A 13,598-nucleotide genomic window follows, 5' to 3' on the forward strand; every position below is an offset into this window, starting at 1 on the left:
GGAACGAAGCAATCTCATTCCAGTTATTTTAAATGTTTGTTATTTCGTCTAAAGTAATAGCTTTTTCATAATTTTTTAAAAATCACTATATCTTGATGTTCGTTTAATTCCGTGTTTTGAATTCCGGACCAGTTTCCTTTGATGAAATGGGTAAGTTCTAAATTGTTTTTCTTCAAAAGATCTTCAATGTAACTTTTCTTGAAAGCGACATTGGCTTCTTTTACGGATTTGTCCATTAGAAAATAATTTCCAAAATCATGGGGGAAATTTTTGCTTCCAATGCTATTTGGTTTAGTTTCATTTTCTTCTTCGATGATAAAAAAAGTGGCAAAACATTTTTTGTCTTTTATCAAAACCCGTTGAATTTCGTTAATGTAATTTTCAACATCCGAAGGCAGCATATGGGTAAAAACAGAGGTTAAAAACACCAAATCGAAACTGTTGTCTTCATAAGGAAATTGCAGTTCGGCAGCTTTTTCATTCGTGTCCAAACGGTATAAATCATTCTTTAATGGAATTAATTTAAAAGTAAAATTGGGAAAGCGGCTGCTAATGTTTTTGGTACACCAATCAATGCCTATTTTTACGATGTCGAAACCTTCATAACGACCTTTTGGAGAAAGATAATGGGTAAAAGGAATTGCCATTCTTCCTATTCCGCAACCAATATCAAGAACGGAACTGTCTTTTGTAAATTCACAATATTTTTTAAAATGTCCAAAAAAATGGTTTCCAATGTTTAAATAATCGCCACTTCCAGTAAAGATGATACCTTTGGGAGGTACAAGTGAATCTCTTTTTACCAATAAATCTTGAGGCAAATAAATGATTCTCCTTAGGCTGTATCTCAGGGAAACAGGAAGTGCATAATAGATTTTTCTAATGACTATGTTCATTGTTTTTATTTTAAACTGGCTATTTTGTCAACGCTCCACGCCTCTGGTTTGTCGTTGAACAATTGCTTCGTGAATGCCCAAACTTCGTTGAAAAGCTCCGATTTTCTGTAATTTTCCAAATCTTCTTCGGTTTCCCAATAACTGTACGTAAAGAAAATACATTTATTGGTTTTGTCTTGATACAGTTCCAACAATCGATTTCCGGTTGCGTTTCGTATTTTGTCTTTTATTATTTCGAAGTTTTCCAGAAATGCTGGAATGTTTTCTTCGTGAAAGGACATTTTTACTATTCGTACGAACATTTGATTTAGGATTTTAACTCATTATTGAAAATGTTAGCGATCTGTGTTATTAGTATTTATTTCTTTGTATAATAATATATTGTGATACTTACACTTTCTGTTAAGTTTGGCATATTTATACCAACTTCTTTTTTTGTTGACGTTATTCTTTCTATTAAATTATCACTATTGTACAAGTAATCCTTTTTATATTTCAATATATCATTTTCGTCAAAATGTAATTCTTCAATTATTTTATTATTACTATTGTATTGATATTTAGTAGTTTCTTTATGTTCAATTTTCCCATTTTCATCAAATGATATACTTTCTATTTCATTACCGTTTTCGTCTTTTTTAATTTTATGGTGATACCAAAATTTATCGTTTTCAAAATACGCATTGGTTTCCTCAATGTTTTTTTCAGGATATGAAAATATAATTTTACTTGTTATCTCTTTTTCTGCATTTTTAGAAATGCTAGATTTTTTTTGATTTTCTGCATTATAAATTATTTCTTCAATTTCAGAAATTTTATTTTCTTCATCAACCGAGATTATTTTACTTTCTCTACATAAATCATCAAAAATTATTTTATTAGTTTTTGTTATTTTGTCTTTACCGTTAACTTTTTCAATATCTTCTGATTTTTCATATCCTTTACATTTTCCATAGTATAACTTTAATTTGGTTATGTTTTCACCTTTTAAGTTTGCGAAAAACTGGTCTGTTAATTTGCCTTCTTCATTAAAAATTTCTACAAATGTGTTGCTGCTCTCAGTATTTATAAAACCATTTTTTATAGAAATGGAACTACCAGTAATTGATGTTATTTTAAGTTCTTTTATCTTTTCAATATCAATTCTGTTTTGTTGTGATAGACAAGATAAAGTTGTCATAATCAATACTAAAATTGTTGTTTTATTCATTTTTGTTTTATCATTGCTTAACTAAACACTATATTAATTACATCCCTATAATTCAACCCTAACAAGCTGTTTGCTGAACCAACTTTGGATGGATTGCTTCTGAAAATGGCTATTTCCAGAAAACCGGCTTCGTTGAAAATGGCCAATTTTTCGCCTTCATAATTCTTGATTTCATACTTGTCAGAAGTGGCAATAGCCGAATAATTGGGCAGAATCGTTTTGATATTTTTGGTTTTTAACACGATTTCATAAGGTCTTCCTTTTGCGACTTCCAGGAATTGTTTTTTGGAAATATTGGTCACCACATTCCCAAAATGGTCAATGTAAATCACGTATCCTTTTATCGAATTTCCGTCATTGGCGGTAACAGCCTGCAAATCGGTGACTTGCTTGATGGATTTTATTTCCTTGCCAATCACGTTCAGCAAACCGCCTTTGGCAATATGACAAGCGACTTTTACGAAAACATCCAAATCGGTGGCATCGCTGGGCAAACGATCGTGAATGTTGATGGTGACTATTTTTTGGGGAACAATTTTTTGCGTGAGCATACTCAAAATGCCATTATCGGCGGCAATAAAATAATGATCGTTCCATTGCATCACGATATGTTGGTTTTCTTTATTTAATTCCAAATCCACGCCAATGAGGTGTACGGTACCTTTTGGAAAACTGGAATAAGCAGCCCCGATAATGTAACTTGCTTCAACAGTGTTGAATGGGTCAATGTAGTGCGAAATATCAATAATTGTGGACTCGGAATACTCGGATAAAATTTTCCCTTTCAATGCGCCAACAAAGTGGTCTTTCAAGCCGTAATCGGTAGTAAGGGTAATTATTGACATAAAATTGTTTATAAATAAAACGAAAACTGAACCTAAAACTCATTAAATTTGAGAAACGCAAAGCTAATAATAATAACCTTATTTATTAATTAAAACTATATCCATCTTGAACGAAAGAATCATCGAGCTCATAGACATCGCTCCAAAAGATTTTTGGGGCGCTCAAGACACTCATCTTGAAACCATTAAAAAGTACTATCCCAAATTGAAGATTGTTGCTCGAGGAACAACCCTGAAGGCATTTGGTGAGAAAGAAGTTCTGGATGAGTTTGAAAACCGCTTCAACCGCTTGATGCTTCATTTTACCCGTTACAACAACATTGACGACAACGTGATTGAAAGGGTTATTCAAGGCGGCATCCAAGAGGACAGAAAGGCTTTTGACAACGACAAAATTTTGGTACACGGCGTTGGAGGAAAAATCATCAAAGCGATGACGCCAAACCAGCAATTGTTGGTGGACACCATGAACAAAAACGACATGGTTTTTGCCGTTGGTCCGGCAGGAACAGGGAAAACCTACACCGGTGTTGCCATGGCGGTGAAAGCACTGAAAGAAAAGCAGGTCAAGCGTATTATCCTGACGAGGCCAGCCGTGGAAGCAGGCGAAAATCTTGGCTTTCTCCCCGGCGACATGAAGGAAAAACTGGATCCGTACATGCAACCTTTGTATGATGCTTTGCGAGACATGTTGCCCAACGAAAAACTGGAAGATTATATCTTGAAGGGAGTTATCCAGATTGCGCCTTTGGCATTTATGAGGGGACGAACATTGGACAATGCTTTCGTGATTCTTGACGAAGCCCAAAACACCACACATTCCCAAATGAAAATGTTCCTGACCCGTATGGGGAAAAACGCCAAGTTCATGATTACCGGCGACCCAGGTCAAGTCGATCTGCCACGCAGAACCATTTCTGGTTTGAAAGAAGCAATATTGGTTTTGAAAGACGTTGACGGAATAGGAATCATATATCTTGACGACAAGGATATTGTACGTCACCGCTTGGTCAAAAAAGTGATTGATGCCTACAAGATGATTGAAAATCACGATTAAATAACGGCAGAGCCGTTACATATTTATAGAAATTGATTTTGTTTTAAATGATATTCGACCCCAGCTGGGGTCGAATCTATTTATAAATCATTTTTCCATAAATATGAAATCCCTCCGGGATTTTTGAAACAAAGCAAATCATAATGGCAGATACCTATTCCCAAATATACATTCAAGTTGTTTTTTCGGTTCAAAATAGAAAAGCATTGATTCACGAATCTTGGGAAGACGAATTGTATAAATATATTACTGGAATTATTCAAAATAAAGGCCAGAAATTAATTGTCATAAATGGAATGCCCGACCATATTCATATTTTTATCGGGATGAAACCCAATTGTTGTCTTTCTGATTTGGTAAGGGAAATCAAGAAATCCAGTAATTCTTTCATAAACGAAAAGCAGTTCACTACGATTCCATTTTATTGGCAAGAAGGATTTGGTGCGTTTTCGTATAGTTTTAGTCATATTGATAAAGTGGTGCAATACATAAAAAATCAAAAAACACATCATCAGAAAAAAACGTTTAAAGAAGAGTATCTTGAGTTTTTAGAAAAATTTAAAATTGAACACAAGGATGAGTATTTATTTGAATGGTTGGATTAATTAAGAAATGTTTAGCTTTTTCCTCCGAGCATAAAGCCTTAAATTTGCCGTTCATAAATACTTGGTTTTTAACATGAATTCAAATTTTGCGAACATAAAAGTAGTAATTAGCGATTTAGACGGCACATTACTCAATTCAGAACATCAAATATCAGATTACACCAAAGCCGTTTTCCAACAACTTCACGGCAAAAACTACCTCATAATTGTTGCCACTGGGCGTCATCATCTCGATGCTTTACCCATCGTCGAAAGCTTGGGCTGCCCCGTTTATTTGGTAACCTCAAATGGAGCACGAATTCATTCGCCAACAAAAGAACTGCTTTTTTCTTTCGACATAGAAAGCGATTCCATAAAATCGATTTTGGATTTGGATATTGATTCGGAGTTTACGACCGTGTTGTTTAAAGAGAACGTTTGGCAAACCAACAAGGAAAATAAAAAGCTGAACAGTTTTCAAACGGTGATGAATTATCCGCCAGAAATTGTGGATTTTAAATCGGTTGAAGATTTAAGCGCCATAAAATTATTTTTCACCCATAATGAACACCATAAATTAGTCGAATTGAAGGACAAAATTCTGGAAGACCATTCGGAGGAATTTCATCACGCCTTCAGTCTTCCGTTTTGTTTGGAGTTCATGGACAAATCGGTAGATAAAAGTGTCGCCATTTCGAGAATTTTGGAAATGGAGAACTACACTTTTGAGGAATCCATATCTTTTGGAGATGGTTTCAACGACGAAAAAATGCTGTTGGCAACCCAAAAAGGATTGATAATGAGCAATGCCGTGGAAAGTTTGAAAAACAAACTCCCTCATTTAGAAGTGATCACTTCCAACGACAATGATGGTGTAGCCAAATACTTGTCTGAAAAAATAGTAAAAACAGTTGTTTAAACGCTTCGTCAATTTCTAAAATATTTAACAATTTTGTCAATCTTCAAGGCGTATTTTTGTCAAAAATAATTTACATAGAATGAATAAATTTTTTCTGGTTCTTATCGGTATCGTATTTTCAACAACAGCTCAAGGCCAAAAATTGAAATTGGAAGAGATAATGAAGGGAGAAGCCTTCATTGGCAATCAGCCGGATACCACACGTTGGTCTTTGGATGGCAAAAAAGTCTATTTTGAATGGAATCCAAACAACGAATTGGGATCAAGTACCTACTTTTGGGAAAAAGGACTGGCACAACCCAAATTGGCGACTCCTGAAGAAAGTGCTTTTTCGAAATTGGATTTTAAACAAAAACCAACATCCGATTTGGTTTATTATTCAAACAAAGGCGCTTTGTTTTCGTATTCCAAAAAAAGCAAAACCACCAAAAAAATATATCAAAACAATGATCCTGTTTCAAACCTGCAATTGGGTTTTGAAGAAGGGATTTTGTTTTTTGAACAAAACGGAAATCTGTTCAAGTACAATGCAAAAGAAGGAAGCATTATCCAGATTTCAAATTTCAAGCAAGGAAAAGCTCCTGAACCGGCTAATGATAAAGCTTCTTTCTTGAAAGACCAACAGAAAGAATTATTCCAGTTTGTCAGGAATCAGGAAGCAAAGAAAAAATGGAATGAGGCCAAATCAAAAAACATAAAATCCAATTTTCCAAGAGCATATTACAACGACAAATATGTTTTTGGAGGTCTTAAAGCGAGTCCAAAAGGGGATTTTGCCACTTTCGTGCTGATGGAAAAAAAGGAATACAAGAATGAAAAAATGGAGGCTTTCATTAGCTCAGACGGATACAATCAAATCTCGAACACCAAACCTAAAGTGTCCAAGAACAATTTGGCGGCAACAAAATTCGGAATCTACAACATCGCTAAAGACACGGTTTACTTCGTGGATTTTTCTTCATTGAGTCATATTCAAGATACGCCAAAGTATTATGAATCTTACGAAAAACTAAAAAACAAGGACAAAGTCGATAAATTAATCGCGGTGAATGATCCGGTTTATAATCAAGATGGGTCTTTTGCCGTTTCGGAAATCAGGAGCCAGGACAATAAAGATCGTTGGTTGGTTGGTTTTAATTTGGAAAAAGGAACTTTCGAAGAAATCGAGCATCAGCACGACGAAGCTTGGATTGGTGGGCCCGGAATTCCATCATCTTCTTTTGAAATTGGAACCCTTGGATTTCTTGGCGACAATTCCACTATTTATTTTCAATCGGAGGAGACGGGATATTCCCATTTGTACACCTATAATTTAAAAACAAAAAAGAAAACCCAGCTTACAAAAGGAAATTGGGAAGTTCGAGACGTTAAATTGTCCAATGACAAGAAGACATTTTATTTGACCACGAACACCACGCATCCGGGGAACAGGAATTTCTATAAATTGAATGCTTCCAATCCTGTTTTACAACCTGTTTTGACCAAAGATGGCGCTCACGAGGTAATTGTATCGCCTGACGAAACGACGTTGTTGGTGCGTTATTCCTATAAAAACAAACCTTGGGAATTGTATCTTGCCGATAACAAAAAGAACACGACACTTCGCCAAATCACTTTTTCAACCACCGAAAGTTTCAAGGCATATCCATGGCGCGAACCGGAAGTGATTACGTTCAAGGCTCAAGACGGCACCACGGTTTATGCAAGATTGTACAAGCCTCAAACGGCCAATGCGAACAAAGCGGCAGTGCTTTTTGTGCATGGAGCGGGATATTTGCAAAACGCGCATAATTATTGGAGTAGATACCACAGGGAATTCATGTTCAATACTATGTTGGCCGATTTGGGTTACACCGTTTTGGACATCGATTATAGAGCCAGTGATGGTTACGGTCGCGATTTTAGAACCGGAATTTATCGTTTTATGGGTGGAAAAGATTTGTCGGATCAAATAGACGGCAAGAAATATCTGGTCGATAACTACGGAATTGACGCCAATAGAGTGGGGATTTATGGAGGTTCTTACGGCGGTTTTATGACATTGATGGCGATGCTTACCGCTCCAAAAGAATTCAAGTCTGGAGCGGCTTTGCGTTCCGTGACGGATTGGGCACATTACAACCACGGTTATGCGGGGAATATTTTGAATTTTCCGGAAACCGATCCCGAAGCCTACAAAAAAAGTTCCCCAATTTATTATGCCGAAAACTTGGAAGGCAATTTGCTTATGTTGCACGGAATGGTTGACGACAATGTCGAATACAAAGATATTGTTCGTTTGTCGCAACGGTTTATTGAATTGAGCAAGAAAAATTGGGAACTCGCCGTTTTTCCGGTAGAATCCCACAGTTTCAAAGAAACGTATTCCTGGATTGATGAATACAGCCGAATATTGAATTTGTTTAACACCACGCTGCTGAAAAAGTAACTTTTTCTGCGGAATATATATCTTTGACAAGGCCAACGCATCAAGTTTAAACAATAAAAAATTAATCACGAATTTCACGAATTAACACAAATTCGGAAGCCATAAAATTACACGAATCTTCTAAAAGCAGTTAAAACTAGTTTAGTTTTACTTTTAATAATCACTAAAATTAGTGCAAATTTGTGAAATTCGTGGCAAAAAAGAACTGGTGCGTTTATACTATTATCTTTGAAACAATTTTGTGTATCTCTTCGAAACAACCTATTTTTGCACCAACAACAACTATCTAAGACAATGAATACAATTACCACCACCAATTTTAATTTTCCGAACCAGAAATCAGTTTACCGAGGAAAAGTAAGGGAGGTTTACAATATCAATGACGAACTTTTGGTTATGGTTGCCACCGACAGGCTTTCGGCTTTTGACGTGGTTTTGCCAAAGGGAATTCCCTACAAAGGACAAATCCTGAATCAAATTGCAACCAAATTTATGGAACTTACTGAAGACATCGTCCCAAATTGGTTGATTGCAACGCCAGATCCAAGTGTTGCCGTTGGTCATTTATGCGAGCCTTTCAAGGTGGAAATGGTGATTCGTGGTTATGTTTCAGGACACGCCGCTCGTGAATATGCGGCGGGTAGAAGACAAATTTGCGGTGTTGCCATGGCCGAAGGGTTGAAAGAAAACGATAAATTCCCGGAACCCATAATTACTCCAACAACCAAAGCCGATAATGGGTCACACGACGAAGATATTTCCCGTGAAGACATTTTGTCGAAAGGAATTGTTACCGAAGAAGATTATTTGGTGTTGGAAAAATATACCAGAGCCTTGTTTCAAAGAGGAACCGAAATTGCCGCCAGTCGCGGATTGATTTTGGTGGATACCAAATATGAATTTGGAAAAACCAAAGACGGCGTGATTGTCCTTATAGACGAAATCCATACACCGGATTCCTCCCGTTATTTCTATTCAGAGGGCTATCAAGAACGCCAAGACAGGGGAGAAGAGCAAAAACAATTATCGAAAGAATTCGTGCGTCGTTGGTTAATCCAAAATGGTTTTCAAGGACTGGAAGGGCAACAAATTCCTGATATGTCCGACGAATATATCGAAACGGTTTCAGAAAGATACATCGAATTGTATGAAAATATTTTGGGCGAAAAATTCGTTAAAGCCGATATTTCGAATATTAACGAGCGTATCGAAAAAAATGTTTTGGCTTATTTGGCAAAATAAAAAGTTAGAATCTCACGCATAAACAAGCCGTAAATCTATTTGGATTTGCGGCTTTTTAATTGGGTTTCATAGCATTCGATCCAGTCTTCGACCGATATTTTTCCTGCGAGCTCTGCAATTAAATCAAAAGGAATTTGATCCATTTTCTTGAAACGGATACATCCTTTTCCGATATCCAGTTTATAATTTCCGTGTTTTGGATATTCATTCGTAAACCATTCCAATAGTTCTGGATTGGCATAAATTCCCAAATGATGCAAGACGATAAAATTCTTTTGCGAACCAATACTTATAAAAGGCAACGGTAGTTTTGGACTGCAATGATACCCGTCTGGATAAATGGAATGCGGGACTACATAACCCAACATTCCATAACTCATTTGTTCCTCAAACCCCTTTGGAATAGTATTCAAAATACTGTTTCGAAGCTTTGAAAAGGCAGCTTTTCTTTCCTCTGGAAGTTCCTCCAGATAGTCATTTACTGTTTTGGCTGTAGATTGCATAGTGATTTATTTAAAGTAAAGTTATCGAAAATTTGCTGTTCTTGACGTTCCTAATTTCCTTTTTTTTGTTGGAAAAAACTTTGGCTTATTCGTAAATAGCTTAATTACAGTCTTTTAATTTTACGTTTAAAGCGTCTCAAATGTTAAAGTATAGTTAAAACTTGGTACTATGTAAAACAAGATACTGTCTTTTAGATATATATTTGCATAGGATATTATTATATGATTTTAATATTTCAAAAACAATCAATCAAAAAATGAACAATTAATCAAAAAATCAATTATCATGAAAAAATCAATCGTTTATCTAGGTGTAGCTTTATTAGCTTTTACAAATGTTTCTTTGGCCTCCAATCCCAATTCCACAACTGCTGCCAAAATTGTAACTACAACTTATGATGGTGTGACGCCTCTAGGCACTGCCGTTTTAAAGGGGGATGTTGAAGCGGTAAAAAAGTTTATCGAGTATGGAGCAAATGTGAATGAAAAATCGAACGGTTTGAGTCCATTAATGATTGCTGCCCGTTACAACAAGGTTGAAATCTTGAAAATTTTATTGTCAAACGGAGCCAATCTTAAAGCAAAAGATGAAAAAGGATATACAGCCTTGAAACACGCCGAATTATCGAATGCCAATGATGCCGTTAAAATTTTAAAACAAGTCTAATTAACTTCAATAAGGCATCACTCCTGTTGAGCGATGCCTTATAAAAACAAATTCAAAATCAATAAAATCAACATTTAAATTATTTATCATGAAAAATTCAATCGTATTTACCGGAATCGCATTGCTATCTTTTGTTAATGTAAGTAATGCAGCTAATGGAATTGACCAACAAAGGGATTTTTGTTCAACAGTTTTTGAAGAAATTGAAAGTATAAGAACAATTAAAATTGAAAAAACCACAGATGAACTGATTGCCGAAGACAATGCAATTACGGGAAACAACATTTCAAACGAGACTCAAGCCTTGGACTTTGCCGTTATAAACAGAAATTTAATGCCTGAAGAAGTGGTTGAAAACGTGAATGTCAACAAAGTCGAAAAAACTGCCGACGAATTGATTGCCGAAGACAATGCAATTACGGGAAACAACATTTCAAACGAGACTCAAGCCTTGGACTTTGCCGTTATAAACAGAAATTCAATGCCTGAAGAAGTGGTTGAAAACGTGAATGTCAACAAAGTCGAAAAAACTGCCGACGAACTGATTGCCGAAGACAATGCAATTACCGGAAACAACATTTCAAACGAGACTCAAGCCTTGGACTTTGCCGTTATAAATAGAAATTCAATGCCTGAAGAAGTTGTTGAAATCGTGAATGTCAACAAAGTCGAAAAAACTGCAGAGGAACTCCTTGCCGAAGACAATGCAATTACGGGAAACAACATTTCAAACGAGACTCAAGCTTTGGATTTTAATCGTATCAATGGTAATTCAAATCGAGCCATTGCCAACAACAATTAATCTTTTTTGGCAAAAGACAAAAATCATAAATTATAGCGAAAAGGGTCAAGTAAGTTTTTTACAAAAAGCAACATTATGGATGATAATGATGCTTTTTTTTTTTGACAAAATCGAATAGATACTTCTCCCAAATCAATTTTTAATGTTATCCTAAAAAGGATATCCAATTGCGATATTCAATATCAGGTTTTCTTTTCTCCAAGCGCTGCTTCCAAAATCAATGGCATCCATCACCCATCTTTGTCCTTCAGGCAAATACGGTTTTCTTAGCGGAAAGGCCAAATCGGTTCTCAATATTAGAAAAGTAAAGTCGAAACGCAATCCCGCACCGGCTCCAACGGCAATCTGTTTCATGATATCTTTCGAAATTTCGGCTCCGGGTTTGTCGAGATCGGCATTCAATAGCCAAATATTTCCGGCATCCACAAACAAGGCTCCTTTCATCAAACCATAAATTTTCGCTCGGTATTCCGTATTGAATTCCAGTTTTAAATCCGCTGATTGATCGGGCAAATAGGAGTTGGAAGTAATGGGAGCTTGGTAACTTCCCGGTCCGAGTGATCTTGCCCTGAAGGCGCGAATACTGTTGGTTCCACCCACAACAAATTGCTTGGTTGTAGGCAATGTAGTTGAATTTCCATAGGCAAAACCAGCACCAACAATAATCCGGCTGGCCAATTCGCTTTCTTTTCCCAATTTTAAATAATGCCTGAAATCCGCTTTTACTTTTACATATTGACTAAAGGGAACATCGAATATTTTTATTGTGTCGCCTTGTTTGATATTGGCTCCAGTTGCCAATCCTGTAATATTTCCAGCCAAATCCACTTCGCCATTAAAATAGAAAGTGTTTTTTTTGCGTTTCAACATTGTATTCGTGAACGTGTAGGAATACGTTGTTCCAAAAATTAATTGTTTTTCGATTACTTTCCCCAACGACGGATCTGCCAAAATATCTTCCTCATATTCTGCCGTTACATTGTTCGGGCTTACATAGGTTATGTCAACAACGTTCAATTGATGCTCTTTTCGAATATTGTCTTTCCAGATGTAGCCAAAAGAAGTTTTAAAGGAATTTAAAGCATAAAGTTGTGTCCTGTTTTGATATTCATAGCGTACCGTTGCTTTGGTTCGGGGAACGAATTCGCTGGAACCTTCCATCTTGAACGGCGTGATGAATCGAGGCCAAGTCAAACTGGTTTCTGTTCCCAGTTTGAAGATATTATGTCCCTTGTTTTCTCCAGAAAGCTGGAAATCGGCACCGCCAAATACGGAAACCGTCAGTAATTCAGCACCACGAAACACGTTTCGGTTATTCCAGTTGACATTAACTTCCGTACCGGTATAACTGGCTGAATTGGTTTTGCCCAAAACCTCGACACGAATAAACTTTTTAGGCAAAAGCGTCAGATAATAATAGGCATCCAAAGTATTTTTTATGCTGTCCGAAACCTTGAATTCATTTTTCACGAAGTTGAATGTGCCCAGATTTACAAAACGGTTCAAAGTGAGATTGTGGTTTTTTCGGTTGTAAAAATCCCCTTTTTTGAAATACAACGACCTGTCAAACACTCTTGGTTTAAAAGTATGCGCCGAATCAATAATGGTAAAATCTTTATACTGGACAATATCCTCGTTTTTATAGGTAACGCTGTCTTTTAAAATCGAAAAATTGGGATACACCACAATCTTGTTTATTTTGTAGGGAATTGTGGCTTTATCGGGCGTTTCGTCTTTTATTTTTAATTTAATGGTTACCTCGTGATCGCCTTTTGTGGTATCCACCTGGGCCAAAATATAATCTGGATTAAAATAATAATATCCTTTTTCCTTCAGTCTGGCATCTATGCGTTCCCGCTCGGCTTTTATAATATCCAAATCATACGGATTTCCTTCTTTCAACAAAGTCCTGCGGCTCGTCCTGGCAATCGATTTCCCCAAATCTGATGAATCCGTTGGGAATTGGATGCTTTTTATTTTGTATTGTCTTTTTGGTATTATCGTATATTCTGCGGATGCCCTTTTGTTTTTGGCAGTCGAATCGGCACTGACCCTGGTTTTGAAATAACCTTTGTTTTCCGTGAAATTCCTCAATATTGACGCGTTATAATCCAAATCGACCTTGCTGAAAAGCACGGGCGCTTCACCGACTTTGGTTCTCAACCAATATCGGATTCCTTTGGCTTTTTTAGGTTGTCCAGCCCAATTGTAAATCAATAGTTTAGGTCGCAATCCCAGTATTTGCTTGTTTGGTTTTGGAACAAGTAAATCTTCCGCCTCTTTTTCAAGCGCTTTTCTTTCATTCTTTTTCAGGATAGAATCTTTAACTTTTACAGAACTTCCGGTGTACAAAAAATCTCCTTCGGGTAAATATTTGGTGTTGCTGCATCCAAAGGCAAAAAACAAGGATAGCACGATCAAATATTTTAGATGTCTGGTTTTCAT

General features: G+C 36.3%; 13 protein-coding genes. 7 read left to right on the plus strand and 6 right to left on the minus strand.

Going from position 1 to position 13,598, the window contains the following annotated elements:
* Positions 1-65 precede the first annotated feature (65 nt).
* Genes BUC16_RS06880 through BUC16_RS06895 form a run of 4 tightly spaced genes read right to left on the minus strand, consistent with a single transcriptional unit; the run spans position 66 to position 2,951 of the window.
* A complete protein-coding gene (locus tag BUC16_RS06880; protein WP_084546117.1) occupies positions 66-896 on the minus strand; it encodes a class I SAM-dependent methyltransferase in 831 nt (276 codons plus the stop codon).
* Positions 897-901: 5 nt separating this feature from the next.
* On the minus strand, positions 902-1,198 hold the full coding sequence (locus BUC16_RS06885) for a putative quinol monooxygenase (protein ID WP_073369208.1): 297 nt from the start codon (positions 1,196-1,198) through the stop codon (positions 902-904).
* 56 nt (positions 1,199-1,254) lie between these two features.
* Positions 1,255-2,106, minus strand: a complete 852-nt coding sequence (locus tag BUC16_RS06890) for a hypothetical protein (protein WP_073369210.1) — start codon at positions 2,104-2,106, stop codon at positions 1,255-1,257.
* 17 nt (positions 2,107-2,123) lie between these two features.
* The gene (locus BUC16_RS06895; RefSeq protein ID WP_073369212.1) at positions 2,124-2,951 is read right to left on the minus strand and encodes an SAM hydrolase/SAM-dependent halogenase family protein; all 828 of its coding nucleotides are present in this window, start codon (positions 2,949-2,951) and stop codon (positions 2,124-2,126) included.
* 106 nt (positions 2,952-3,057) lie between these two features.
* Here BUC16_RS06895 and BUC16_RS06900 point away from each other — a divergent pair, with 106 nt between their 5' ends.
* From BUC16_RS06900 to BUC16_RS06920, 5 genes are all read left to right on the plus strand, one after another.
* A complete protein-coding gene (locus tag BUC16_RS06900) occupies positions 3,058-4,008 on the plus strand; it encodes a PhoH family protein (protein ID WP_073369214.1) in 951 nt (316 codons plus the stop codon).
* A 143-nt stretch (positions 4,009-4,151) separates the two neighbouring features.
* Positions 4,152-4,613, plus strand: a complete 462-nt coding sequence (tnpA, locus tag BUC16_RS06905) for an IS200/IS605 family transposase (protein ID WP_073369216.1) — start codon at positions 4,152-4,154, stop codon at positions 4,611-4,613.
* 73 nt (positions 4,614-4,686) lie between these two features.
* A complete protein-coding gene (locus tag BUC16_RS06910) occupies positions 4,687-5,511 on the plus strand; it encodes a Cof-type HAD-IIB family hydrolase (RefSeq protein WP_073369218.1) in 825 nt (274 codons plus the stop codon).
* 79 nt (positions 5,512-5,590) lie between these two features.
* Positions 5,591-7,939 (plus strand): S9 family peptidase, encoded by a 2,349-nt coding sequence (locus tag BUC16_RS06915; RefSeq protein WP_073369220.1) that lies wholly within the window; start codon positions 5,591-5,593, stop codon positions 7,937-7,939.
* A 294-nt stretch (positions 7,940-8,233) separates the two neighbouring features.
* Positions 8,234-9,181, plus strand: coding sequence for a phosphoribosylaminoimidazolesuccinocarboxamide synthase (locus BUC16_RS06920; protein WP_073369222.1), 948 nt, complete (start codon positions 8,234-8,236; stop codon positions 9,179-9,181).
* Between the two features lie 35 nt (positions 9,182-9,216).
* Here BUC16_RS06920 and BUC16_RS06925 read toward each other — a convergent pair whose 3' ends face one another.
* Positions 9,217-9,684 (minus strand): iron chaperone, encoded by a 468-nt coding sequence (locus BUC16_RS06925; protein ID WP_073369224.1) that lies wholly within the window; start codon positions 9,682-9,684, stop codon positions 9,217-9,219.
* Positions 9,685-9,970: 286 nt separating this feature from the next.
* On the opposite strand from BUC16_RS06925, the gene BUC16_RS06930 reads away from it, so the two are divergent.
* Together BUC16_RS06930 and BUC16_RS06935 are read left to right on the plus strand one after the other, a co-directional pair.
* Positions 9,971-10,351 (plus strand): ankyrin repeat domain-containing protein, encoded by a 381-nt coding sequence (locus tag BUC16_RS06930; protein WP_073369226.1) that lies wholly within the window; start codon positions 9,971-9,973, stop codon positions 10,349-10,351.
* An 88-nt stretch (positions 10,352-10,439) separates the two neighbouring features.
* The gene (locus BUC16_RS06935) at positions 10,440-11,153 is read left to right on the plus strand and encodes a hypothetical protein (RefSeq protein ID WP_073369228.1); all 714 of its coding nucleotides are present in this window, start codon (positions 10,440-10,442) and stop codon (positions 11,151-11,153) included.
* Between the two features lie 150 nt (positions 11,154-11,303).
* Here the strand turns inward: BUC16_RS06935 and tamL are convergent, their stop codons facing one another.
* Positions 11,304-13,598 carry a translocation and assembly module lipoprotein TamL gene (gene tamL / locus BUC16_RS06940; protein ID WP_244534347.1) on the minus strand — a complete coding sequence of 765 codons (2,295 nt, stop codon included), beginning with the start codon at positions 13,596-13,598 and terminating at the stop codon, positions 11,304-11,306.

This window comes from Flavobacterium fluvii, assembly GCF_900129545.1.
Lineage (GTDB): Bacteria > Bacteroidota > Bacteroidia > Flavobacteriales > Flavobacteriaceae > Flavobacterium > Flavobacterium fluvii.

Excerpts from the sequence above, each read along its gene's own strand:
- BUC16_RS06890 (WP_073369210.1), bottom strand. The coding sequence starts at position 2,106 with ATGAATAAAACAACAATTTTAGTATTGATTATGACAACTTTATCTTGT.
- BUC16_RS06910 (WP_073369218.1), top strand. The coding sequence starts at position 4,687 with ATGAATTCAAATTTTGCGAACATAAAAGTAGTAATTAGCGATTTAGAC.
- BUC16_RS06895 (WP_073369212.1), bottom strand. The coding sequence starts at position 2,951 with ATGTCAATAATTACCCTTACTACCGATTACGGCTTGAAAGACCACTTT.
- BUC16_RS06920 (WP_073369222.1), top strand. The coding sequence starts at position 8,234 with ATGAATACAATTACCACCACCAATTTTAATTTTCCGAACCAGAAATCA.
- BUC16_RS06885 (WP_073369208.1), bottom strand. The coding sequence starts at position 1,198 with ATGTTCGTACGAATAGTAAAAATGTCCTTTCACGAAGAAAACATTCCA.
- tnpA (WP_073369216.1), top strand. The coding sequence starts at position 4,152 with ATGGCAGATACCTATTCCCAAATATACATTCAAGTTGTTTTTTCGGTT.
- BUC16_RS06915 (WP_073369220.1), top strand. The coding sequence starts at position 5,591 with ATGAATAAATTTTTTCTGGTTCTTATCGGTATCGTATTTTCAACAACA.
- BUC16_RS06880 (WP_084546117.1), bottom strand. The coding sequence starts at position 896 with ATGAACATAGTCATTAGAAAAATCTATTATGCACTTCCTGTTTCCCTG.
- tamL (WP_244534347.1), bottom strand. The coding sequence starts at position 13,598 with ATGAAAACCAGACATCTAAAATATTTGATCGTGCTATCCTTGTTTTTT.
- BUC16_RS06935 (WP_073369228.1), top strand. The coding sequence starts at position 10,440 with ATGAAAAATTCAATCGTATTTACCGGAATCGCATTGCTATCTTTTGTT.
- BUC16_RS06930 (WP_073369226.1), top strand. The coding sequence starts at position 9,971 with ATGAAAAAATCAATCGTTTATCTAGGTGTAGCTTTATTAGCTTTTACA.
- BUC16_RS06925 (WP_073369224.1), bottom strand. The coding sequence starts at position 9,684 with ATGCAATCTACAGCCAAAACAGTAAATGACTATCTGGAGGAACTTCCA.